The following is a 21,409-nucleotide window of genomic DNA, read 5'->3' as shown; positions in this document are numbered from 1 at the left end:
CCCCATTCACCCCCTTGGACTTGCCCCCTCCACCGCCTGCCGGCGGTCCCCCTCCCCCGCATGGCGGGGGAGGAGACTCAGGGGATGAGCCACCCCGCCACCGCTTCCCGCGCCAGCATCTCGTCATAGCTCGGACGCGCCCGCACCACGGCCCAGCGGTCGCCGTCCACCAGCACCTCGGGGACCAGCGGGCGGCTGTTGTACTCATTGGCCATGGTCGCGCCATAGGCCCCGGCCGTCATGAAGGCGGCCAGGTCCCCGGCCTCCAGCGGCGGCAGCACCCGGTCCTTCGCGAAGGTGTCGCCCGTCTCACACACCGGCCCCACCACATCGTACGGTCCCGCCGCCCCCTCGCGCGGCCGCACCGGGCGGATGTCGTGGAAGGCGTCGTACAGGGCCGGGCGCATCAGGTCGTTCATGGCCGAATCCAGCACCAGGAACCGCATCCCGTCCGGCCGCTCGTTCACATGGATGACCCGGGTCAGCAGCACCCCGGCGTTGGCCGCGATCATGCGGCCCGGCTCGAAGGCCAGCTGCACATCCAGCCCCCTTGCCGCCTCGGCCGCCACGGCGGCGTAGTCCACGGGGTCCGCCTCGCCCGGCCGGTCGAAATAGGGCACGCCCAGCCCGCCGCCGAAATCCAGCCGATGCACCTCGAACCCCTGAGCGCGCAGGTCCAGGGTCATCCGGCGCAGCACCGCGAAGGCGGCCTTCAGCGGGCTCAGTTCCGTGATCTGGCTGCCGATGTGGCAGGCCAGACCCACGGGCCGCACATGGTTCGAGGCTGCCGCACGGGCATAGAGGGCCATGACCTCCTCCACCGGCGCACCGAACTTGTCGCGGGCGCGCCGGTGGTGATCTTGGCGTGGGCGCCTGACCCCACTCGGGGATTGACCCGGAACACGATGTCCGGCCGCGCGCCCAGCCCCGCAGCCACGGCGATCAGCCGGTCCAGCTCGGCGGCGGACTCCACATTGATCTCCAGCACCCCGGTCCGGATGGCGAAGGCCAATTCGGTGTCGGTCTTGCCCACGCCGGAGAACACGATCTTCTCCGGCGCGATCCCGGCCGCCAGCGCGCGGCGGATCTCGCCTTCGGACACCGTGTCCGCGCCCAGCCCCTCGCCCGCCAGCACCTTGAGCACCGACAGGTTCGAGTTTGCCTTCACTGCGAAGGCGATCAGGCGTCGGTGGTCTCGGCGTGGCCGTCCAGCGCCTCGCGCAACACCCGGGCGTGCCGCCGCAGGGTGGCTGCGGAATAGACATAGGCGGGCGTGCCGATCTCGGCCGCTATGGCCTCCAGCGACACGCCTTCGGCGTGCATTACGCCGTCCCGGATCTCGAAATGGTTCACGGTCGGGGAGGACCTTCAGGCTCGGCGGCTTGGGCCTACTGGGGCTCGCGCCCGGCCGCCGTGCCGCCGATGGGGTTGCTGGGTCCGCCCTCGATGGCCTGCTGGCTGGACGGGCGGTTGATGGTGGCCGGCTCGGGCAGGGCCGGCGCGCCGGCCGATCGCGGCGCCCGCTCGGTCTCGCGGTGCGGCGATTCCAGTTCGCCCATGCGGCCGCAGCCCGACAGGACCACCGCGGCGGCGGCGAGGATCAGCACGGTTCTCATGACAGGCGCTCCTTCCATTCGGCGATGCGCGCCCGGACCTGTTCCGGCGCCGTCCCCCCGAAGCTTTGACGACTGGCGCATGAAGCCTCAGGCGTCAGCACCTTGTAAACATCAGCGGTGATCCCCGCCTCCAGCTTTTGCAGCTCTTCCAGCGGCAGCCCGGCCAGATCGACGCCCAGCGCCTCGGCCTGTTTCACCGCCGCGCCGGTCACATGGTGCGCCTTGCGGAACGGCAGGTTCAGTTCGCGCACCAGCCAGTCGGCCAGGTCCGTGGCGGTTGAGAAGCCATAGCCCGCCGCCTCGGCCATGCGCGCCGTGTCCGGCTTCAGGGCCGCGACCATGGCGGTCATGGCGCCGACCGCCAGATCCAGGGCGTCGAACGCCTCGAACACCGGCGGCTTGTCCTCCTGCATGTCCTTGGAATAGGCCAGCGGCAGGCCCTTCATGACCGTCGACAGAGCGATGAAGGCCCCCATGACCCGCCCGGTCTTGGCCCGCACCAGCTCGGCGGCGTCCGGGTTGCGCTTCTGCGGCATGATGGACGAGCCGGTGGTCAGGTCGTCGGGCAGGGTCACGAAGCCGAACTGCGGCGTCATCCAGATCACGATCTCCTCGGCCAGCCGCGACAGGTGCCCGGCGCAGATGCTGGCCGCCGCGATCACCTCAAGGGCGAAATCCCGCGCCGACACCGCGTCCAGCGAGTTGCGCATGGGCCCGTCGAAGCCCAGCGCCTTCGCGGTCGCATGGCGGTCGATGGGGAACGGCGATCCGGCCAGGGCCGCGGCGCCCAGCGGGTTCTCGTTGAGGCGGGCGCGGGCGTCTGTGAAGCGCCCCACGTCCCGGCCGATCATCTCCACATAGGCCATCAAATGGTGGCCGAAGGTCACCGGCTGGGCGGGCTGCAGATGGGTGAAGCCGGGCATCAGGTCGCCCGCATGGGCCTCGGCCCGGGCCAGCAGCGCCCGTTGCAGGCCGGTCAGCTGGTCGATGGTCCGGTCGCAGGCCGCGCGGGTCCACAGGCGGAAATCGGTGGCCACCTGATCGTTGCGCGACCGGGCGGTGTGCAGACGCCCCGACGGCTCGCCGATCAGCTCACTGAGGCGCGCCTCCACATTCATGTGGATGTCTTCATAGGCGTCGCGGAACGGGAAGGTCCCGGCCTCGATCTCGGCCTGGATCGCATCCAGTCCGCCCAGGATCGCCTCGGCGTCGGGCGCGGCGATGATCCCCTGGTCCGCCAGCATGCGACAATGGGCCCGCGACCCCGTCAGATCCTCGCGCCACAGGCGTTGGTCGACGCCGATGGAGACATTGATGGCCTGCATGATCTCGGCGGGCTTGGCGGAGAAGCGCCCGCCCCATAGACTTTGGCCCTTGGCCTCATCCTGGGGGGTCGTTTCGGGGCGGTCGGTCATGGCGGAAAACTCGGGGAAGAAGCGTCTGGTCGTCGGGCTGGTCGCGGCCGCGGTGCTCGTCGTCGGCGCCGCAGGGGCCCTATACGCCATGCGCAGCGGCGCTTTCCAAGGGAATGGCGCCGCCTCCGCCGAGAAAAGCGACCTGGCCCGCCACGCGCGCGGCGGCCTGACGGCGCTGGAGACCCCCGTCGAACTGGCCGTCGCCCCTGATCAGGTCTTCACCGACAGCGAGGGTGAAGAGGTCACCTTCGCCGATTTCCGGGGCCGGGTGGTGGTGGTCAACCTGTGGGCCATGTGGTGCGCGCCCTGCCGCACCGAGATGCCGACCCTGGCCGCGCTCCAGCAAGGCTACCCCGAGGACCGGATGCTGGTGCTGCCGATCAATGTGGACACGGGCGATGAGGCCGTGGCCGACGCGGTCAGCTTTCTGGAGGTGCACGAGCCCCTGCCCTTCTATTCGGACCGCAGCTTCCGCCTGCCCTTCGTCTTCCCCGGCGCCGGCAAGATGCCCCAGACCATCCTGCTGGATCGTCAGGGCCGCGTCCGCGCCTGGATGGCGGGCGAAGCCGACTGGAACAGCGCCGAGGCCCGCGCCCTCGTCGACGCCCTGCTGGCCGAAGAGCCTTGATCGGCTCGATGCCAAGCTCAAGGAAGACAGCGGCGGCGACCAGGAAAAATTTCCTTGTCGTCTACGATTACCAGACGGGCGGAGTCTGGGGTCTCGTCGCAGCACGCTCAAAAGAGGAGATCGAAACCAGGTATTGTAACCTGGCCGTTGTGGAGCCCGTCCCTGCCTGGATTTCCGATGATCAGTATCGTCGGATCGTCAGCACCTCTTCATGGGACATTGATGACCCCTCACCACCTGCCTGGGTGGCAGTTCGTTCAACGGAGAACGACCCGGCCGCCGACTGATCGCGCGCGCTCTACCCGCTGGCCAGCGTTCAAATCCCCGCTTTTCGCGTGGACAATCCCAAGGCCGGCAAGGCATTTCGGTCGAATGACGATCGTTTTCCGCCCCCTGTTCCAGCCGCCCTTATAATGCTGGCGATCCGAAACCGAACGCGATGGGGCGCTCACCGAATGAGACTCTCATTGCACTGTTTTTCACGCCGGGAGTCTCATCGGCCGGCCATTTGGAAAAGGGAGGCTGACAAGGAAATACAATGACTTGTCCGCCAAGATGAGACTCTCATTGCACTGTTTTTTTGCATCCGGAGTCTCATTTCGCCGAAGCTGAAGTCCTCAGACCCCCGACAGGCTCAGCTCGATGCGCGAGGCCTGGGCCTGAAGCTCGCCCGGCGCCCTGGCCTCGGCCGGATCGGCCGGGGCGGTGACGTCGGTCCAGTTGGCCACGAAGGCGTCGATTTCGTCGCGGGCCGGGCGCAGGGCACCGTCGCGCGCCGCCACCTGCTGCGCCGCCAGGGCCGCGCCGTAGGAGTGCTGCCACTCGATCGGGTCGACCCCGTCCTCGGTCACCACCAGGCGTACAGGCCGGTGGAGATGTTCAGCAGGCCCCTCACCACGGCGCCGGCGTCGCCGCCCGCCAGACGCGCGGCGCGGTCCAGCTCGGTGATGGCGGCGTTCAGGGCGCCGGTCGAGCCGCTCTCGGCGGCCCGGCGCAGCACGACCTCGTCCACGCCCGCGGCGTCATAGTCGGCCTTGGCCGGGTCATAGACCTCCAGCATGCCCTGTCCGGCCAGGGCGGCGGCGGACGCCTCGCCCTCCACCGGGCTGGCCGCCTGGGCCACCAGGAAGAAGCCCTTCAGGTGCTGCAGCCGCAGCGCCAGCAGGCTTTCGGCCGGAACGGCGCCATAGGCGCTCACCGCGCCCGCCTCGCCGCCTTCGCCCTCGCCTTCCTCCGCCGCGCTGGCGGGCGGAGTGGCCGCCTGGGCCGGGGCCTCGCCGCCCTGGTCGGAGCAGGCGGCGACGCCCGCGATCAGCAGGGCGGAGCCGGCGGCGGTCCACAGGCGGGGGCGGAACAGGCGGGTGTCGGACATGGGAAGGGCGCTCCGGTCGGAAAGGTCCGTGACCTATAGACCGCAGCGCCAAAGATGCAAATGCTTCTCAGACGCCGAAGTGACCCGGCACAAAGTCAGCGCAGCACCTCGCCCGCATCCACCACCGTCATATCGATCATCATGCCCAGATAGGCGTCAAACCAGGGCTTGTGCGCGCTGCCCACGATCACCAGCACCCGCCCGCCCGGCGACTGGGCCGCGGCTTCGCGGATATGGGCCACCTGACGCAGGTTGCGGGTTTCCCACTCTGCGATGCGGACCCGTCCCACGCTATTGGGGCTGGCGCGGTCGATCATGCTGACCCACTGTCCCAGTACATCTGTGATCCCGGCCTCGGGGCTGTTCAGAAACCGGTAGGTCTCCAGTGCATCTTCAGGCGTTCCGAGGCGCTCGGACGCTCGGCCAGATACTGGAATTCCGGCGAGGCGATATGGGCGGCGAAGTCCGCCTGCTCCATGAAGACCCGCATATCGTCGATCACGGCGTCACCCATGATGTCGTCGCCGTGGTGGTCGTCAACGGGATAGACGCGGTCCAGACCCAGACGGACCGCCAGACGCACAGCGATCATATGGCTTTCGTTGCGGCGCGTTTCGTATTCATCAAGCAAAACAGCGAGCTCGCCCGAAATCCCATCCCCGGCGCGGCGCTCGGCTGCGTCCAAACGCCACCACTGCACCAGAGCCGAATAGGCGTCACCCGCAGCCGTCAGCACGGCCGCCAGTCGGCGGCGCTGGGCGGGCGTCGGGTTTTCGGGCAACGCGGCCAGCAGGCGGCGCGCCTCCGCCTCGGCGGCAGGCATCCCCAGGCCGGTCTCCGCTTCCGCAACGGCGGCCAGACGCAGGAACCGGCCACCGAACCAGTCGGCGCTTTCCGGATAGACGGCTTCGTAGGTCTTGAGCGCATGTACACTCTCGCCCGACAGGTTCTCGATGGCGATGATATCGGGCCCGAACGCCGCCAACCTCTCCAGAATCGGCTCCAGAACAGCGGGGTCAAAATCGTCCGGCGCCCCGGAAAGATGGGGCGTGCCGATCACCAGAACCTGGGTTGGCGCCCCGTACAGGTGCTGGCGGTGCTCGCGCGGGTCAAAAGCACCCGGCGCCTGGGCGGAGGCGGATGCAGCGGCCAGACCCAGCAGCATCGGAATCACGGCGAAAGCGGCGATGACGCGCATTGCGGTCCTTCCTTCGATCTTCGAAAGAGGAGCCCTCGCGTCAGCCGGATGGATGCAAATTACAGGAATTTAATGGCGACCGGCTCCCGTCTGGCCGTCGGGATGCGAAACCGAAGTTTACTCGACCCGCTCGCCGGTGTCCGGGTTCACCGCGCCCTCACGGCCCTCGGCGGCGGCTTCGCGCTGGTTTTCCTCCAGAGACGAGGCGGCGTCTCCGGCCATGTTCTCGACCCCGCGCGCGGCTTCCATGGCGCCCGATTCGATCCGCTCGCCCAGTTCGGCGGCGCCCTGCTCAAGGGTCTCGCCCGCCTCGGCGGCATCCCGCTCGGCCTGGGCCTGTTCGGCGTCCGTGCAGGCGACGCCCCCCAGGGACAGGGCTGCGGCGGCGGCCACGGCCAGCCAGGGTTTGGTGCGAATGGTCATGGGCATGCCCTCCTCAAAATGAATGCTATCACAGCAACGCTCAAGCTGGACCCCGGGTTGCGCCCCTTTCGTCCGGGGCCGCGGGGCGCTAACGCTCCGGCGTGTCCCCATCCGGAGTCCTGCCGTGATCGTCCTGGCCGATGTCCTCTCCGCCGAAGACCTTGAGCGTTTGCGCGGCGGGCTGGCCAAGGCCCCGTTCCGGGACGGCAAGGCCACGGCAGGGTCTGCGGCTCGCAAGGTCAAGGACAACCTGCAGGCCCGGGGCGACGACGCCACGGTCCAGGCTCTCGCCCGCTTTATCCGGGACGCGTTGGAGCGGCACCCGGTGTTCCACCCGCTGGTGCGCCCCGCCCGCTGGTCGAACCTGATCTTCTCGCGCTACTCCAGCGGCCAGCAGTACGGCCTGCACACCGACGACGCCGCCATGCGCGGCGAGGACGGCGAGCGCCTGCGCACCGACCTGTCCTTCACCCTGTTCCTGACCGATCCCGAAACCTACGAGGGCGGCGCCCTGCTGCTGGATGATCTGGACGGAGAGCGCGAGTTCCGCCCCGCCGCCGGCTCAGCGGTGATCTACCAGACCGGCCGCCTGCACCGGGTCACGCCGGTCACCGCGGGCGAACGCCTGGCCTGCGTGGGCTGGATCCAGTCCCTGGTCCGCCGTCAGGACCAGCGCGAGATCCTGTTCGATCTGGAGCGCGTCCGCCGGGCCACGCCCGAGGGCGAGCCCCGCCTGCTGGCCGACAAGACCATCGGCAACCTGCTCCGGATGTGGGCCGAAACGTAAAGAGGAGACTTAATCTTGTGGTGGCTGGGGGCGGGATCGAACCGCCGACCTATGGGTTATGAATCCATCGCTCTAACCACCTGAGCTACCCAGCCGCCGGAGACGCCCGTAGCCGGGCGCGTGGTCAAGAGAGACGCGCCTATATAGGGCCTGCCAGCCCGGTTCAAGACTGTCGCGGCGTTCCGTGCGCCGACCGCTTCAGGCGGCCGCGCGCCACTGGCGCGAAGGCTGGGCCGGGCGGAAGGTTTCGGCCTTGAACTCGTCCCAAAGGGCGTCCTCGTCCGTATAGCGTCCGGCGGCCGCGTCGATCACGTCCACCACCTGTTCCTCCAGCCGGTCCCAGATCACCGCCAGATCGGCGCAGCCTCGGCCTCGCAGGGCACGATCAGATAGCGGGCGTCGTTGACGATGCGGGCGGGGGCGTAGCGGGCGGCGATCTGGCTGGCCATGGCGGGGTCCTTCGGAAATCTGTGTGGCGTCTTGCTGATGAAACCACCCTATGACAGGGTTGCGCCAAAATCGGACGTAGGTGAAATGAGACACGACAAGGCCGCCGTGGTCATCGAACTGGCCCGCCGCATGGCTGGCAGCGCCGAGGGCCTGACCCTGGACGACATGGCGCGCGACCTGGACGTGGGCCGCCGCACCGCCGAGCGCCTGCGCGACGCGGTGCTGATGCTGTTCCCCGGCGCCGAGGAAGTGTCGGACCCGCCCACCAAGCGGTGGCGCATCCGCGGCGGGCTGTCCGCCTTCGAACAGGCGCCCACCACCACCGAGCTGGTCGAGCTGAACCGCGCCGCCCTGGCCCTGCGCCGGGCGGACGAACCGGTGCGGGCCGCGGCCCTCGAAAGCCTTGAGCGCAAGATCAAGTCGGCGGTGCGCTCCACCACCCTGAACCGGCTGGCCCCCGATCTGGAGGCGCTGGTGCGGGCCGAGACCATCGCGGTGCAGGCCGGGCCCCGCCCCACGGCGGACGAGTCCATGCTGGCGGCCATCCGGGGGGCGGTGCTGGCGGAGCGGGCGCTGGGCTTCATCTACAGCCGGCCGGGCGCCGAGGCCCGCCGCCGCACCGTCGCGCCCTGCGGCCTGATGTTCGGCCGCGCCAACTATCTGGTGGCCGCAGATCTGGGCACGCAGAAGGTCCAGACCTTCCGGCTGGACCGCATGAGCGCGGTGGAGCCTCTGGATCAGACCGCCCGTCCGCCAGCGGGCTTCGATCTGGCCGCCTTCGCCAACCGCTCCTTCGGCATCTATCAGGACGATGTGGAGGACGTGGCCCTGCACGTGACCGCAGAGGGCGCGGCCGAGGCCCGGGCCTGGCGCTGGCACCCCACCCAGACGCTGGAGGACCAGCCGGACGGCTCGGTCATTGTGCGCTTCACCGCCAGCGGCATGCGCGAACTGGCCTGGCACCTGTTCACCTGGGGCGAGCGGGTCCGCATCCTGGCCCCCGACCGGCTGAAGACGGTGATGGCCGACGAGCTGGCTGCGGCGATGCGCGCCCACGGGGATGCACAAGGCAGGTGAAACGTAACGGGAACGTCGCTAAGAGATGACGGATACTCCCTTGAGGAAGCGTCGCCATTTCGTCCGCCCAGCCGCTGTTGCCTGATCAAGGATTGCCGCCCCGCTTCGCCGACTGGTTCGCCGGGCGGGGTTGGAGCGTGCGTGATCACCAACTGGCCATGGTGGCCAAGGGGCGCGAGGACGCTGACGTCCTTCTGGTGGCGCCCACCGGCGGCGGCAAGACCCTGGCCGGCTTCCTGCCCAGCCTGATCGACCTGGCCGAGCGGGGCCCCCGAAATGGGCCCAAGAGCGTCCACACCCTCTACATCTCGCCGCTGAAGGCGCTGGCGGTGGACGTGGAGCGCAATCTGATGACCCCGGTGCGCGAGATGGACCTGCCCATCGTGGTGGAGTCCCGCACCGGCGATACGGGCCAGGCGCGCAAGCAGCGCCAGCGGATCACCCCGCCCGACATCCTGCTGACCACGCCCGAGCAGCTGGCCCTGTTCTGCGCGTGGGAGGGTGCGCGGGGCTATTTCGAGGACCTGCGCTGCGTGGTGGTGGACGAGATCCACGCCATTCACAGCTCCAAGCGCGGCGACCTGCTGTCGCTGGGGCTGGCGCGGCTCCGGCAGTTCGCCCCCCACGCGCGGTTCGTGGGCCTGTCGGCGACGGTGGATGATCCCGTGGCGGTGCGGCGCTGGCTGTCGGACCGAGGCGACGATCTAGTGCTGGGCCGCCCCGGCGCGCCGCCGGTCATGGAGGTGCTGCTGTCCGAGAACCGGGTGCCCTGGGCCGGCCACACCGCCCAGCACGCCATGGACGAGGTCTATGAGACCATCAAGACGGCGACCACCACCCTGATCTTCGTCAATACGCGCTGGCAGGCCGAGTTCGCCTTTCAGGAGCTGTGGCGGCTGAACGAGGACGGCCTGGCCATCGCCCTGCACCACGGCAGCCTGTCGGCCGAACAGCGCCGCAAGGTGGAGGCCCGCATGGCCAAGGGCGAGCTGCGGGCCGTGGTCTGCACCTCCACCCTGGACCTGGGCATCGACTGGGGCGCGGTGGATCTGGTGATCCAGCTGGCGGCGCCCAAGGGCTCCTCCCGTCTGGTCCAGCGCATCGGCCGGGCCAACCACCGGCTGGACGAGGCCTCCCGCGCCATTCTGGTGCCCGCCAGCCGCTTCGAGATGCTGGAGTGCCAGGCGGCGGTGGAGGCGGTGGCCGAGAATGCGCTGGACGGCGAGCCGATCCGCGTCGGCGCGCTGGACGTGCTGGCCCAGCACGTCATGGGCTGCGCCTGTTCGGAACCGTTCGATCTTCAGGCCCTTTACGACGAGGTGCGCCGCGCCGCGCCCTACGCCGAGCTGTCGTGGGAGGACTGGGAGCGGGTGGTCGATTTCGTCTCCACCGGCGGCTACGCCCTGAAATCCTATGACCGCTATCGCCGCATCGTGCGGGGGCAGGATGGGCTGTGGCGGGTGCGCAATGAAGAAACCGCGCGCCGCCACCGCATGAATGTGGGCGCCATCATCACCGCCCAGACCCTGTCCCTGCGCCTGCCCGGCCGCCACGGCTCGGGCCGCAAGATCGGCGAGGCCGAGGAATGGTTCTTCGAACAGATGACGCCCGGCGACACCTTCGTCTTCGGCGGCGAGATCTGGCGCTTCATGGGCATCGAGGGGACCAACGCCATCGTCACCCGCGCGGCGGACAAGGAGCCCAAGGTGCCCAGCTGGGGCATGTCCAAATTCCCCCTGTCCACCTTCCTGGCCAGCCGGGTGCGGCGGATGATGAGCGATCCGTCCGCATGGTCCGTCCTGCCCGCCGACGTGCAGGAGTGGCTGGAAGCCCAGCGCGACCATTCCAGCCTGCCGGGCATCGACGACCTGCTGATCGAGACCTTCGCGCGGGGCAATCGCCACTTCATGGTGGCCTATCCGTTCGAGGGGCGCATCGCGCACTCGACCCTGGCCATGCTGCTGACCCGGCGGCTGGACCGGGCGGGGGTGGGGCCCATCGGCTATGTGGCCAATGACTACATGCTGGCCATCTGGTCGGTGAAGTCCATGGACGGAGTGGATTTCGACGCCCTGTTCGAACAGGACATGCTGGGGGACGATCTGGAAGCCTGGCTGGACGAGAGCTTCATGATGAAGCGCACCTTCAAGGACTGCGCCCTGATCGCCGGCCTCATCGAGCGGCGCATGCCGGGCCATGAGAAAAACAGCCGTCAGGTGACTTTCTCGGCGGACCTGATCTACGACACCCTGCGTCGCCATGACCCGGAGCATCTGTTGCTGCAATGCGCGCGGGCGGACGCGGCGCGGGGCCTGCTGGACGTGGCGCGGCTGGGCGAGCTGCTGTCGCGCATCCGGGGCCGCATCCGGGTCCAGCGGCTGGAGCGGGTCTCGCCCTTCGCCGTGCCGGCAATGATGGAGATCGGCCGCGAACGCGCGCCCGGCTCCTCGGCCGCCGAGATGATGCTGGAGCAGGCCGCCCTGATCGAGGAGGCCATGGCGTGACGGCGTGGCGGGTTCAGCAGCGGTCGTGCGGCTCGGCGGTCATGGCGGTCAATGACGCCGAGGTGGGCATGCGACCCTCCGGCGCCTGTGGCTGGAGGGCGAGCGCGCGCTGGTGGTTGCGGATTTGCACCTCGAGAAGGGCTCGGCCTACGCCGCGCGCGGCCAGATGCTGCCGCCCTACGACACCCGCGAGACCCTGGACCGGCTGCAGGCCGAGATCGAGGCGCTGGACCCGCGCGTGACCGTGCTGCTGGGCGACACCCTGCATGACGGGTCGGCGACCACCCGCATCGCGCCCGACGACCGCGAGCGCATCGCCGGGCTGGCCCGCCGCACCACCCTGCTGTGGATCACCGGCAACCACGATCCGGACGGCCCAAAATCGTCATCCGGCGATCTGGCGGGCGAGACGGCGGTGGAGATCGGCCTGTCGAAACTGGTCCTGCGCCACGAGCCCAGCCCCGACCCCACGCCCGGCGAGGCGGCGGGGCACCTGCACCCCTGCGCACGGGTGAAGGGGACGGCCGGGTCGGTGCGGCGGCGTTGCTTCGTCACCGACGGCCAGCGCCTGATCCTGCCTGCCTTCGGCGCCTACGCCGGCGGACTGAACGTGCGCGACCCCGCCTTCTCAGGCCTGTTCGCCTGCCCGCCGCTGGCGGTGGCGCTCGGGAAGAAGGCCCATGCGGTGCGGTGGGGATTGCTGGCGGGTGATTGAGATCGGCGCCGATGCGCGCCGCTTGCCCTTTGACCGCCGTCCCTGTAGGGGTCGCGTCCAAATTTCGCGCCCGCGCGCCACCCCGAACCCAGCGACATTCGATGAAGATCAACGGCAACACCATCAAGCCCGGCATGGTCCTGCAAGTGAACGGCGGCCTGTGGGTCGTGACCAAGGCCAGCCACGTCAAGCCGGGCAAGGGCGGCGCCTTCGCCAACGTCGAGGCCAAGAATCTCGAGACCGGCAACAAGCTGAACGAACGCTTCCGCTCCGAGGACAAGGTCGAGCGCGTCACGCTGGAACAGCGCGACTACTCCTATCTGTTCGACAACGGCGACTCGCTGGTCTTCATGGACGACGAGAACTACGAGCAGATCGAACTGCAGAAGGACTGGGTGGGCGAAGACCGCATCGCCTATCTGCAGGAAGGCATGAAGGTGGTCATCGAATCCCACGAGGAGCGCCCCATCGGCCTGTCGCTGCCGGATCAGGTGGTGCTGGAAGTGGCCGAAACCGAGCCCACCGTGAAGGGCCAGACCGCCTCGTCCTCCTACAAGCCCGCCTTGGCCAACAATGGCGTGCGCATCATGATCCCGCCCTACATGTCCGCCGGCGAGCGCATCGTGGTGGACACCACCACCGGCGAATACGTCCGCCGGGCCGACTGATCGAATGGCTCTCGCTTCCGCCCTCGTCTCGGTCATCATCGACGCGGTCCGCAAGACCGGACGGCCCATGCTGCGCGACTTCGGCGAGGTGGCCGAGTTGCAGGTCTCCCGCAAGGGCCCCGCAGACTTCGTCACCGCCGCCGACACCAAGGCCGAGCAGACCCTGCGCGAGCTGCTGAACAAGGCGCGCCCGGGCTACGGCTTTCTCGGCGAGGAAGGCGGCCTCATCGAGGGCACCGACAAGACCCACACCTGGATCGTCGACCCCATAGACGGCACCACCAACTTCACCCACGCCATCCCCCACTTCGCCATCAGCGTCGGCCTTGAACGCAAGGCGCCGGACGGCTCTGCCGAGATCGTCGCAGGCGTCACCTACAATCCGGTGATGAACGACCTGTTCTGGGCCGAAAAGGGCAAGGGCGCCTATCTCAATGACAAGCGCATCCGCGTCTCAGGCCGCAAGGACCTGAGCACCTGCCTGTTCTCCACCGGCCTGCCGTTCCTCGGCAAGACCGGCCACGGCCAGTCCATCAAGGACATCCACGCTGTGGGCCAGCGCACCGCCGGCATCCGCCGCCTGGGCGCCGCCACCCTCGACCTGGCCTGGGTCGCCACGGGCCGCTACGACGGTTTCTGGGAACGGGGTCTTGAGCCCTGGGACGTGGCCGTGGGCATGCTGCTGGTCACCGAGGCGGGCGGGACGGTCACCGCCGTGGACAACGACACCGATCCTCGCTCCGGCAAGCAGATCGTCGCCGCAAACGGCGAGATCCACGGCCAGCTGCGCAAGATCCTGCAGGACGCCTGACCGCCTGAGACAGGCCCGTCACGAACGGGGTCTAGCCTCGGGGCATGATCCGCTTCATCCTGATCGCCGCCCTCGTGATCGCCGGAGGCCCGGCCCTGTCGCAATCCTTCCCCGAACCCCTCGTCATCGCCCATCGCGGCGCGTCGGGCGAGCGGCCCGAGCACACCCGCGCGGCCTATGAACTGGCCATCGAACAGGGCGCCGACTTCATCGAGCCCGATCTGGTCATGACCCGCGACGGCCATCTGGTCGCCCGCCACGAGAACGAGATCGGCGGGACCACCGACGTGGCCGACCGCGCCGAATTCGCTGACCGCCGCGCCACGAAGACCATCGACGGGGTCGAGATCACGGGCTGGTTCACCGAGGACTTCACCCTCGCCGAACTGAAGACGCTGCGCGCCCGCGAGCGCCTGCCTGCGGTGCGCCCCGCCAACGTCGCCTTCGACGGCGCCGAGCCGATCCTGACTTTCGCCGAGGTCATCGCCATCGCCCGCGAGGCCGCCGCCCGCACCGGCCGCCCCATCGGCGTGATCCCCGAGCTGAAGCACCCGGCGTATTTCGCCGCCATCGGCCTGCCCATGGAGGACGCCTTTGTCGCCGTGCTGGAGGCCGAGGGCTGGGCGGGGCCGGACGCCCCGCTGGTGGTCCAGTGCTTCGAGGTGGAGCCCCTGCGCCGCCTCAACGCCCGCATCGACGCGCCGCTGGTGCAGCTGATCGCCGCCGGTTCGGGCCCCTGGGACCGTCCCGACCTGACGCCCGCCGCGATGCTCAGCCCCGAGGGCCTGGCCGAAATCGCCGCCTATGCCGACATCCTCGGGCTGGAGAGCGGGCTGGTCATCGCCCACGACAGCGGAACGCCCACCGGCGTCGTGGAAAACGCCCATGCGGCGGGCCTTCAGGTTCACGTCTGGACCCTGCGCGCCGAGAACCACTTCCTGCCGCCGGCTTATCAGCGCGGCGACGACCCGACCGCCCATGGCGATCTGCACGCCTGGGCTCGCGCGCTCTATGACTCAGGCGTGGACGGCGTCTTCAGCGACTTTCCCGGTGTAGCCGTTCAGGCGCGCCGGTAAGGGGCTTGCGCGTACCACTGTAACAGCGTAGTGGAACGCGCATGGCCTACCAGGACCTGCCCACGGACAACGACGCCCGGACCGCGCTTTTCGACGCGATCCTGAGCCTGCGCACGCGCGAGGAGGTCGACGCCTTCCTCTCGGACCTGTGCACCCCGTCCGAAATCCGCGCCTTCGCCGAGCGGTGGGAGGTGGCGCGCCTGCTGGACGCGGGCGGCAAGTCCTATCGCGAGATCGCCGAGGAGGCCCACGCCAGCCCCACCACCGTGGTGCGGGTGGCCCGCTTCCTCAAGGAAATGCCCCATCAGGCTACCGGCTGGTGCTCGACCGCATCAAGCGCCCCCGACACTAAGGTAAAGTCACATGAGTACTGCATCCGGGCGACTGCGCATCGCGGTCCAGAAGTCCGGCCGTCTGGCCGACCGTTCCCTCGAGCTGATCCGCGACGCGGGCCTGCGCGTCATGAAGGGCGCCAATGACCTGCTGTACCGGGTGGAGAACCACCCCATCGATCTGCTGCGCGTGCGCGACGACGACATCCCCACCTTCGTGGCGGACGGGGTCTGCGACCTGGGCGTGGTGGGCCTGAACGTGCTGGAGGAGCAGAAGAACGGCGGCCCCAATGCAGAGATCGTCATGCCGCTGGGCTTCGGTCGCTGCGAACTGAAGCTGGCCGTGCCGCCGACGCTGGATTACGCTGGTCCCGCCTCGCTGCAGGGCAAGCGGGTGGCCACGTCCTATCCGAATATCCTGCGCCGCTTTCTGGCCGAGCAGGGCGTCACCGCCGACATCATCACCATGCGCGGCGCCGTCGAGGTGGCGCCCCGGCTCAAGCTGGCCCACGCCATCTGCGATCTGGTGTCCACCGGCGCGACCCTTGAGGCCAACGGCCTGCTGGCCCGCGAGAGCGTGCTGAAGTCCGAGGCCGTGCTGATCCGCTCGCCCCAGGCGCCCGAGCCGGAACTGGCGGGGCTGCTGGAAAGCATCGTCGAGCGGGTCTCGGGCGTGGTGGCGTCCCAGGGCGCCAAATACGTCATGCTGAACGCGCCGCGTTCGGCCTTGGCCGAGATCACCGCCATCCTGCCCGGCGCCGGCTCGCCCACCGTCACCCCGCTGGCGGGCCGCGACGACGCCGTGGCCGTCCACGCCGTGTGTCAGGAGTCCGTGTTCTGGGAGACGCTGGAGAAGCTCAAGGCCGCCGGCGCCTCGGCCATTCTGGTCCTGCCCATCGAGAAGATGATGTGATGCGCACGCTCGACTGGTCATCCCTGGACGAGGTCGGGCGGCGCGCCGCCCTAGCCCGTCCTGCACGACGAACGGACGCCGCCGTCAGCGACGCCGTGCGCCAGATCTTCGACGACATTCAGGAGCGTGGCGAGGCGGCGCTGAACGACTGGTGCGTCAAGCTGGACCGCGCCCCGCCCCGGCGTCTGGCCATCACGCCGGAAGCGGTCGCAGAGGCCCGCGCCGCCGTGACGCCGGACGACGAGGCCGCGCTGAAGACCGCCGCCGACAACGTGCGCCGCTTCCACGAGGCGACGAAGCCCGCCGACAGCGACTGGATCGAGACCACGCCGGGCGTCCGCTCGCGCCGGGTCTGGCGGCCCATCGAGGCGGCGGGGCTGTATGTGCCCGCCGGCACCGCGCCCCTGTTCTCGACCCTGCTGATGCTGGCCATTCCCGCCGCCGTGGCGGGCGTGCCGGTCCGCGCCGCCGTGACCCCGCCGGGCCCCACGGGTCAGCCGCACCCCATGATGATCCTGGCCGCCGATCTGGCCGGGCTGGATGCGCTGTGGATCGTCGGCGGGGCCCAGGCCATCGCCGCCCTGACCTTCGGCGTGGGCGGCCTGCCCCGCGTCGACAAGCTGTTCGGCCCCGGCAACGCCTATGTGGCCGAGGCCAAGAAACAGGCCGCCGCCCTCCCCGGCGGCCCGGCGCTGGACATGCCCGCCGGCCCGTCCGAGCTGATGGTCATCGCGGACCGCCAGACCAACCCGACCATCGCGGCCGCCGACCTGCTCAGCCAGGCCGAACACGACGCGGACGCCCAGGTCATTCTGGTCTGTGACGACGACAGGCGCATCGACTACATCCTCGAGGAAATCGACAAGCAGCTGACCGGCCTGCCCCGCGCCACCATCGCCCGCGCCTCCCTGAACGAGGGCCGGGTCATCCGGGTGCGCGACACGGCCGAGGCCGCCGAGGTCGCCAACCTCTACGGCCCCGAGCACCTGTCCATCCAGACCGCCGACGCGGAGGATCTGGTCGACCGCATCACCGCGGCCGGCGCCGTGTTCGTGGGAACCTACGCCGCCGAGACCCTGGGCGACTACGCCGCCGGGCCCAGCCACGTGCTGCCCACCGACGGCGCCGCGCGGGCGTTCTCGGGTGTCTCCACCGGCGCCTTCATGACCGCCATGTCGGTGCAGCAGGTCAGCCGAGACGGCGCCCGCGTGCTTGGCCCCGTGGCCGCCCGTCTGGCCCGGCTGGAGGGTCTGGAAGCCCACGCCCGCGCCGCCGATCTGAGGAGCGCCCTATGAGCCTTCCCGCCCCCTTCCCGCCTCTGGTCACAGGCGGCGACGGACTGGACCGCTATCCGGCAGACGCCGACGCCCTCGCCGCGCGTCTGTCGCAAATCTACGGCCTGCCCGCCGACCGTGTCCTGCCGGTGCGGGGCGTGACCCACGGTCTGGAGCTGGTCTGGCGTCTCGCCGCCCGGGACGGCGGCTCGGTGCAGGCTCCGGACGCCGAGCCCTATTCGCAGCTGGCCGCCATCTATGGTCGCGACGGCGACACCGCCGCCATGGTCGTGCGCGCCCTGGGGTCGTCCGAGGCGGTGGCTGAAATGGCCGCCCGCACCGCGCCCGCCCTGCTGGTCGTCGACGAGGGACTGATCGAGTTCGCGCCGTTCGAGTCCGCCGCCGCCCTCACCGCCGAGCACCCCAATCTGGTCGTGCTGCGCAGCCTGTCGCTGGCCTATGGGCTGGCCGGCGTCCGCGTCGGCGCGGCCATCGCGGCGCCCGAGACCCTGGCCCGGCTGGCGGCGATGCTGGAGCCCTACGCCCTGCCCGCGCCGCTGGCCCGGCTGGCCATGCAGGCGCTGGACCCCTCGCGCATGATCGAGACCGCCCAGCGCATCGAGGCCGTGAAGGCCGAGCGCGCCCGTCTGGTGCGGGAGCTGGAGCGGGTGACCGTGATCGAGGCCGGCTTCGGTCCGGTGGTCATCGCCCGTCCTGAAGACATTCCCGCAACCCGCGCCGCGCTGGAGGCCTGGGGCATCGCCTCGGCCCCGACGGGCGAGCGGCTGCGCCTGCCGGTCTCCATCAAGCCGGAGGTCAATGACCGCCTGCTGGCCGCCTTCGGCCTGAACCCGCCCCGCGCCCGTGCGGCCCGACGCGGCGAGGCCGTGCGCGACACGAAGGAGACGCGCATCGTCTGCGCCGTCGATCTGGACGCCGCCGCGCCGGTCGCCATCGAGACCGGCGTCGGCTTCTTCGATCACATGATCGAGCAGGTGGCGGCCCACGGCGGCTTCTCCATCCGCCTGTCGTGCGCGGGTGATCTGCACATCGACCCGCACCACACCATCGAGGACTCCGCCATCGCCCTGGGCCAGGCCCTGAAACAGGCGCTGGGCGAGCGACGCGGCATCGGCCGCTACGGCTTCGTCCTGCCCATGGACGAGGCGGAAGCGAAGGTCTCCATCGATCTGTCGGGCCGTCCCTACAGCGTGTTCGAGGCCGCGTTCACCACCCCCTTCATCGGCGAATACCGCACCGACCTGACCGAGCACGTCTTCCGCTCCTTGGCCGAGCACCTGGGCGCCGCGATCCACGTCTCGGTGACGGGCGAGGACGACCACCACATGACCGAGGCCTGCTTCAAGGCTCTGGGCCGCGCGCTCCGACAGGCCATCCGCGTGGAAGGCGATGCGGTGCCGTCCACCAAGGGGGTGCTGTGACCGTCGCCATCATCGCCTATGGCGCGGGCAACACGGCCTCGGTCCAGTTCGCGCTGGAGCGGCTGGGCGCCGACGCGCGCGTGACGTCCGACCCGGTCCAGATCGCAGAGGCCGAGCGGGTGATCCTGCCCGGCGTGGGCGCCGCCGCCTATGCCATGGGCCGGCTGGACGCCCTGGGTCTGACGCCGGTGATCCGCGCCTTCGATCGCCCGTTGCTGGGCGTGTGTCTGGGCCAGCAGTTGCTGTTCGAGCGGAGCGACGAGGGCGCGGGCGCCGACCTGCTGGGCTTCATCCCCGGCGTCGTCGCCCGGCTCGATCCCGGCCCGACCCTGCCCGTGCCGCACATGGGCTGGAGCGCCCTGTCCATCGCCCGGGACGATCCGCTGCTGGAGGGCGTGGCGCCCGGCGACCACGCCTATTTCGTCCATTCCTTCCTCTGTCCCGACGGCGAGGCGACCCTGGCCCGCGCCGACTACGGCGGGCCGGTCCCCGCGTGGTGCGCGCGGGCAACCGCTGGGGCTGCCAGTTCCACCCGGAACGCTCCGCCGCCCCCGGCGCCCGCATCCTCAAGAATTTCCTGGAGCTGCCCGCGTGATCCTTTACCCCGCCATCGACCTTAAGGACGGCGTCTGCGTCCGGCTGATGCACGGCCGTTTCGACGCGGTCACCCGCTATGACGACGTCCCCGCCGCGCGGCTGGTGTCGTTCGTGGGCGAGGGGGCAGCCTGGGTGCACGTGGTCGATCTGGACGGCGCCGAGGCCGGCGCCGCGCGCCAGCATGCCCTGATCGGCGATCTGGCGGGATCGGTCGATGTGAAGGTCCAGAGCGGCGGCGGCGTGCGGTCCATTGACGACGTGCGCCTGCTGCTGGAGGCCGGGGTCGCCCGGGTGGTGATCGGCAGTCTGGCCGTCACAGCGCCTGACATCGTGGCCGGATGGCTGGCCGACTTCGGCCCCGAGCGCATCACCCTGGCGCTGGACGTGAAGCTGGAGGATGGCGTGCCGGTTCCTGCCCTGAAGGGCTGGACCCAGCGTGCGGGCGTGGACCTGTGGGCGGCGCTGTCGGCGTATGCCCCCGGGACGCTGAACCACATCCTCGTCACCGACGTGGGCCGCGACGGCGCTCTGACGGGCCCCAATCTGGAGCTGCTGGCCGAGGTCAAGCAGCGCCGCCCTGAGCTTCAGCTGCAAGCCTCCGGCGGGGTCTCCTCGCTGGAGGATCTGGCCGCCCTCAAGGCCATCGGCTGCGACGGCGCCATCATCGGCCGGGCCCTTTACGAAGGCCGCTTCACCCTGTCCAACGCGCTGGAGGCGGTGCGATGACCGCCCGGCGCATCATCCCCTGTCTGGACGTGAAGGACGGCCGGGTGGTCAAGGGCGTGCGCTTTGTGGGGCACACCGACATGGGCGACGCCGCCGAACTGGCCGCGCGCTACCGGGACGAGGGCGCCGACGAGCTGGTGTTCTACGACATCACCGCCTCGCCGCAGGGGCGCACCCTGGACTACGGCTGGGTGCGCGACATCGCCCGGCTGCTGGACATCCCGTTCTGCGTGGCCGGCGGCATCCGCTCGGTGGATCAGGCCGCCCGCTGCCTCGACAACGGGGCGGACAAGGTTTCCATCAATTCGCCCGCTCTGGAACGCCCCGAACTGATCGGCGAAATGGCCGAGCGGCTGGGCGGCCAGTGCGTGGTGGTGGGCGTGGACAGCCAGTTTCAGGACGGCGACTGGCGGGTGCACAAATACACCGGCGACCCGGACGCCCGGCGCGGCGCCAACCGCCTGACCCTGGACTGGATCATCGAGGCGCAGGCGCTGGCGCCGGCGAGATCGTGCTGAACTGCATCGATCAGGACGGGGTGCGCAACGGCTATGACGTGGAACAGCTGAAGGCCGCGCGGGAGCGCCTGACCATCCCTCTGGTGGCCTCCGGCGGCGCCGGCTCGCCCGACCATTTCCGTCAGGTGTTCGCCGAGGCCGACGTGTCCGGCGCCCTGGCCGCCAGCGTTTTCCACTCCGGCGCCATCCGCATTCCCGACCTGAAACGGACCCTGGACAGCGACGGCATTGAGGTGCGGCTATGAACCCCGACGATATCGATTTCGACAAGGGCGGCGGGCTGATCGCGGCGGTGGTGCAGGACGCCGCCACCCTGCAGGTGCTGATGCTGGCCTATATGGACCGCGCGGCGCTGGACGAGACGCTGGAGAGCGGCGAGGCCACCTTCTTTTCCCGCTCGCGCGGGGGGCGTTGGCGCAAGGGCGAGACCTCCGGCGACCGGCTCAAGGTGGTCTCGGTCACCCCCGACTGCGACGGCGACGCGGTGCTGGTGCGGGTCGAGCCGGTGGGCAACGCCTGCCACCTCAACCGGGTCAGCTGCTTCGGCGACGCGGACGCGCCGGGCCTGGGCCGTCTGGCCCGGCTGGAGCAGACCATTCGTGATCGTTCGGACGCCGATCCGTCCGAAAGCTGGACCGCGAAACTGCTGGCGTCCGGGCCCAAGCGCATCGCCCAGAAGGTGGGCGAGGAAGGGGTCGAGACGGCGCTGGCGGGGGCCGCCGGCGACGAGGCCGAACTGGCCAGCGAAGCCGCCGACCTGATCTATCACCTGCTGGTGCTGCTCAGGTCGCGCGACATGTCGCTTCAGGACGTGCTGGACGTGCTGGAGAGCCGGGCCTAGAGCCTGATCGGTTGAGGCGGAATCGC

At 69.9% G+C, this 21,409-nt stretch carries 23 protein-coding genes, 1 tRNA gene and 3 pseudogenes; 17 read left to right on the top strand and 10 right to left on the bottom strand.

The features are described from left to right. Positions 1-77: 77 nt before the first annotated feature. The 3 genes and pseudogenes from lysA to argH form a co-directional block, all read right to left on the bottom strand. A pseudogene (gene lysA, locus MBEBAB_RS11525) lies at positions 78-1,353 on the bottom strand (diaminopimelate decarboxylase). Positions 1,354-1,388: 35 nt separating this feature from the next. Beyond that, positions 1,389-1,616 carry a hypothetical protein gene (locus MBEBAB_RS11520; RefSeq protein ID WP_021698177.1) on the bottom strand — a complete coding sequence of 76 codons (228 nt, stop codon included), beginning with the start codon at positions 1,614-1,616 and terminating at the stop codon, positions 1,389-1,391. After that, on the bottom strand, positions 1,613-3,031 hold the full coding sequence (gene argH, locus MBEBAB_RS11515) for an argininosuccinate lyase (protein WP_021698176.1): 1,419 nt from the start codon (positions 3,029-3,031) through the stop codon (positions 1,613-1,615). Before argH ends, MBEBAB_RS11520 begins: the two co-directional genes overlap by 4 nt. Here argH and MBEBAB_RS11510 point away from each other — a divergent pair. Together MBEBAB_RS11510 and MBEBAB_RS16265 are read left to right on the top strand one after the other, a co-directional pair. Further along, entirely contained in the window at positions 3,030-3,659 is a 630-nt protein-coding gene (locus MBEBAB_RS11510) for a TlpA family protein disulfide reductase (protein ID WP_021698175.1), read from the top strand. The genes argH and MBEBAB_RS11510 overlap by 2 nt on opposite strands. Next, positions 3,656-3,946, top strand: coding sequence for a hypothetical protein (locus tag MBEBAB_RS16265; RefSeq protein WP_148291523.1), 291 nt, complete (start codon positions 3,656-3,658; stop codon positions 3,944-3,946). Before MBEBAB_RS11510 ends, MBEBAB_RS16265 begins: the two co-directional genes overlap by 4 nt. Before the next feature lie 330 nt (positions 3,947-4,276). On the opposite strand, the gene MBEBAB_RS11505 is transcribed toward MBEBAB_RS16265, so the two are convergent. The 5 genes from MBEBAB_RS11505 to MBEBAB_RS11485 form a co-directional block, all read right to left on the bottom strand. Continuing rightward, positions 4,277-4,513, bottom strand: coding sequence for a hypothetical protein (locus tag MBEBAB_RS11505; protein WP_045319259.1), 237 nt, complete (start codon positions 4,511-4,513; stop codon positions 4,277-4,279). Continuing rightward, on the bottom strand, positions 4,507-5,031 hold the full coding sequence (locus MBEBAB_RS11500) for a hypothetical protein (protein WP_021698173.1): 525 nt from the start codon (positions 5,029-5,031) through the stop codon (positions 4,507-4,509). The genes MBEBAB_RS11505 and MBEBAB_RS11500 overlap by 7 nt, the downstream gene beginning before the upstream one ends. A 95-nt stretch (positions 5,032-5,126) precedes the next feature. Continuing rightward, positions 5,127-5,366, bottom strand: a complete 240-nt coding sequence (locus tag MBEBAB_RS11495) for a DUF5694 domain-containing protein (RefSeq protein WP_242397159.1) — start codon at positions 5,364-5,366, stop codon at positions 5,127-5,129. A 29-nt stretch (positions 5,367-5,395) separates the two neighbouring features. After that, the gene (locus tag MBEBAB_RS11490) at positions 5,396-6,229 is read right to left on the bottom strand and encodes a hypothetical protein (RefSeq protein WP_021698171.1); all 834 of its coding nucleotides are present in this window, start codon (positions 6,227-6,229) and stop codon (positions 5,396-5,398) included. A 117-nt stretch (positions 6,230-6,346) separates the two neighbouring features. Continuing rightward, positions 6,347-6,652 (bottom strand): hypothetical protein, encoded by a 306-nt coding sequence (locus tag MBEBAB_RS11485; protein ID WP_021698170.1) that lies wholly within the window; start codon positions 6,650-6,652, stop codon positions 6,347-6,349. 124 nt (positions 6,653-6,776) lie between these two features. On the opposite strand from MBEBAB_RS11485, the gene MBEBAB_RS11480 reads away from it, so the two are divergent. Beyond that, positions 6,777-7,439, top strand: coding sequence for a Fe2+-dependent dioxygenase (locus MBEBAB_RS11480; protein ID WP_021698169.1), 663 nt, complete (start codon positions 6,777-6,779; stop codon positions 7,437-7,439). 18 nt (positions 7,440-7,457) lie between these two features. Here MBEBAB_RS11480 and MBEBAB_RS11475 read toward each other — a convergent pair. Both MBEBAB_RS11475 and MBEBAB_RS17700 read right to left on the bottom strand, forming a co-directional pair. Then, positions 7,458-7,534, bottom strand: a tRNA-Met gene (locus MBEBAB_RS11475). Between the two features lie 103 nt (positions 7,535-7,637). After that, positions 7,638-7,787 carry a hypothetical protein gene (locus MBEBAB_RS17700; protein WP_021698168.1) on the bottom strand — a complete coding sequence of 50 codons (150 nt, stop codon included), beginning with the start codon at positions 7,785-7,787 and terminating at the stop codon, positions 7,638-7,640. Positions 7,788-7,973: 186 nt separating this feature from the next. Between MBEBAB_RS17700 and MBEBAB_RS11465 the strand changes: the two genes are divergently transcribed. The 14 genes and pseudogenes from MBEBAB_RS11465 (at position 7,974) to hisIE (ending at position 21,383) form a co-directional block, all read left to right on the top strand. Further along, positions 7,974-8,966, top strand: coding sequence for a helix-turn-helix transcriptional regulator (locus MBEBAB_RS11465; protein ID WP_021698167.1), 993 nt, complete (start codon positions 7,974-7,976; stop codon positions 8,964-8,966). A 74-nt stretch (positions 8,967-9,040) separates the two neighbouring features. Then, positions 9,041-11,470, top strand: a complete 2,430-nt coding sequence (locus MBEBAB_RS11460) for a ligase-associated DNA damage response DEXH box helicase (protein ID WP_148291522.1) — start codon at positions 9,041-9,043, stop codon at positions 11,468-11,470. Between the two features lie 112 nt (positions 11,471-11,582). Beyond that, positions 11,583-12,185 (top strand): ligase-associated DNA damage response endonuclease PdeM, encoded by a 603-nt coding sequence (gene pdeM / locus MBEBAB_RS11455; RefSeq protein ID WP_021698164.1) that lies wholly within the window; start codon positions 11,583-11,585, stop codon positions 12,183-12,185. A 101-nt stretch (positions 12,186-12,286) separates the two neighbouring features. Further along, on the top strand, positions 12,287-12,853 hold the full coding sequence (gene efp / locus MBEBAB_RS11450) for an elongation factor P (protein WP_021698163.1): 567 nt from the start codon (positions 12,287-12,289) through the stop codon (positions 12,851-12,853). A 4-nt stretch (positions 12,854-12,857) separates the two neighbouring features. After that, positions 12,858-13,664: an inositol monophosphatase family protein gene (locus MBEBAB_RS11445; RefSeq protein ID WP_021698162.1), complete on the top strand. Its 807-nt coding sequence runs from the start codon at positions 12,858-12,860 to the stop codon at positions 13,662-13,664. Positions 13,665-13,708: 44 nt separating this feature from the next. After that, the gene (locus MBEBAB_RS11440; RefSeq protein WP_021698161.1) at positions 13,709-14,740 is read left to right on the top strand and encodes a glycerophosphodiester phosphodiesterase; all 1,032 of its coding nucleotides are present in this window, start codon (positions 13,709-13,711) and stop codon (positions 14,738-14,740) included. A 41-nt stretch (positions 14,741-14,781) separates the two neighbouring features. Then, positions 14,782-15,092, top strand: a pseudogene (locus MBEBAB_RS15785) (YerC/YecD family TrpR-related protein). 11 nt (positions 15,093-15,103) lie between these two features. Beyond that, positions 15,104-15,985 carry an ATP phosphoribosyltransferase gene (hisG, locus tag MBEBAB_RS11430; RefSeq protein ID WP_045319256.1) on the top strand — a complete coding sequence of 294 codons (882 nt, stop codon included), beginning with the start codon at positions 15,104-15,106 and terminating at the stop codon, positions 15,983-15,985. Next, a complete protein-coding gene (hisD, locus tag MBEBAB_RS11425; protein WP_021698158.1) occupies positions 15,985-17,280 on the top strand; it encodes a histidinol dehydrogenase in 1,296 nt (431 codons plus the stop codon). The genes hisG and hisD overlap by 1 nt, the downstream gene beginning before the upstream one ends. Beyond that, complete coding sequence (hisB, locus tag MBEBAB_RS11420; RefSeq protein WP_021698157.1) at positions 17,277-18,701, top strand: imidazoleglycerol-phosphate dehydratase HisB; 1,425 nt, start codon at positions 17,277-17,279, stop codon at positions 18,699-18,701. Before hisD ends, hisB begins: the two co-directional genes overlap by 4 nt. Continuing rightward, positions 18,698-19,321, top strand: coding sequence for an imidazole glycerol phosphate synthase subunit HisH (gene hisH / locus MBEBAB_RS11415; RefSeq protein ID WP_242397157.1), 624 nt, complete (start codon positions 18,698-18,700; stop codon positions 19,319-19,321). Before hisB ends, hisH begins: the two co-directional genes overlap by 4 nt. Beyond that, positions 19,293-20,024 carry a 1-(5-phosphoribosyl)-5-[(5-phosphoribosylamino)methylideneamino]imidazole-4-carboxamide isomerase gene (gene hisA, locus MBEBAB_RS11410; RefSeq protein WP_021698155.1) on the top strand — a complete coding sequence of 244 codons (732 nt, stop codon included), beginning with the start codon at positions 19,293-19,295 and terminating at the stop codon, positions 20,022-20,024. The genes hisH and hisA overlap by 29 nt, the downstream gene beginning before the upstream one ends. Next, positions 20,021-20,787, top strand: a pseudogene (gene hisF / locus MBEBAB_RS11405) (imidazole glycerol phosphate synthase subunit HisF). Before hisA ends, hisF begins: the two are co-directional and overlap by 4 nt. Beyond that, positions 20,784-21,383: a bifunctional phosphoribosyl-AMP cyclohydrolase/phosphoribosyl-ATP diphosphatase HisIE gene (gene hisIE, locus MBEBAB_RS11400; RefSeq protein ID WP_021698153.1), complete on the top strand. Its 600-nt coding sequence runs from the start codon at positions 20,784-20,786 to the stop codon at positions 21,381-21,383. The pseudogene hisF and the gene hisIE overlap by 4 nt, the downstream one beginning before the upstream one ends. Positions 21,384-21,409 lie beyond the last annotated feature (26 nt).

Origin of the sequence: Brevundimonas abyssalis TAR-001, assembly GCF_000466985.1 — a bacterium.
Lineage (GTDB): Bacteria > Pseudomonadota > Alphaproteobacteria > Caulobacterales > Caulobacteraceae > Brevundimonas > Brevundimonas abyssalis.
The sequence above is the reverse complement of the archived record's forward strand: the minus strand, read 5'-3'. Positions and strand labels throughout refer to the sequence as shown.

Excerpts from the sequence above, each read along its gene's own strand:
- MBEBAB_RS11520 (WP_021698177.1), bottom strand. The coding sequence starts at position 1,616 with ATGAGAACCGTGCTGATCCTCGCCGCCGCCGCGGTGGTCCTGTCGGGC.
- MBEBAB_RS11510 (WP_021698175.1), top strand. The coding sequence starts at position 3,030 with ATGGCGGAAAACTCGGGGAAGAAGCGTCTGGTCGTCGGGCTGGTCGCG.
- argH (WP_021698176.1), bottom strand. The coding sequence starts at position 3,031 with ATGACCGACCGCCCCGAAACGACCCCCCAGGATGAGGCCAAGGGCCAA.
- MBEBAB_RS11500 (WP_021698173.1), bottom strand. The coding sequence starts at position 5,031 with ATGTCCGACACCCGCCTGTTCCGCCCCCGCCTGTGGACCGCCGCCGGC.
- MBEBAB_RS11490 (WP_021698171.1), bottom strand. The coding sequence starts at position 6,229 with ATGCGCGTCATCGCCGCTTTCGCCGTGATTCCGATGCTGCTGGGTCTG.
- MBEBAB_RS11485 (WP_021698170.1), bottom strand. The coding sequence starts at position 6,652 with ATGACCATTCGCACCAAACCCTGGCTGGCCGTGGCCGCCGCCGCAGCC.
- MBEBAB_RS11465 (WP_021698167.1), top strand. The coding sequence starts at position 7,974 with ATGAGACACGACAAGGCCGCCGTGGTCATCGAACTGGCCCGCCGCATG.
- efp (WP_021698163.1), top strand. The coding sequence starts at position 12,287 with ATGAAGATCAACGGCAACACCATCAAGCCCGGCATGGTCCTGCAAGTG.
- MBEBAB_RS11445 (WP_021698162.1), top strand. The coding sequence starts at position 12,858 with ATGGCTCTCGCTTCCGCCCTCGTCTCGGTCATCATCGACGCGGTCCGC.
- MBEBAB_RS11440 (WP_021698161.1), top strand. The coding sequence starts at position 13,709 with ATGATCCGCTTCATCCTGATCGCCGCCCTCGTGATCGCCGGAGGCCCG.
- hisG (WP_045319256.1), top strand. The coding sequence starts at position 15,104 with ATGAGTACTGCATCCGGGCGACTGCGCATCGCGGTCCAGAAGTCCGGC.
- hisD (WP_021698158.1), top strand. The coding sequence starts at position 15,985 with ATGCGCACGCTCGACTGGTCATCCCTGGACGAGGTCGGGCGGCGCGCC.
- hisB (WP_021698157.1), top strand. The coding sequence starts at position 17,277 with ATGAGCCTTCCCGCCCCCTTCCCGCCTCTGGTCACAGGCGGCGACGGA.
- hisIE (WP_021698153.1), top strand. The coding sequence starts at position 20,784 with ATGAACCCCGACGATATCGATTTCGACAAGGGCGGCGGGCTGATCGCG.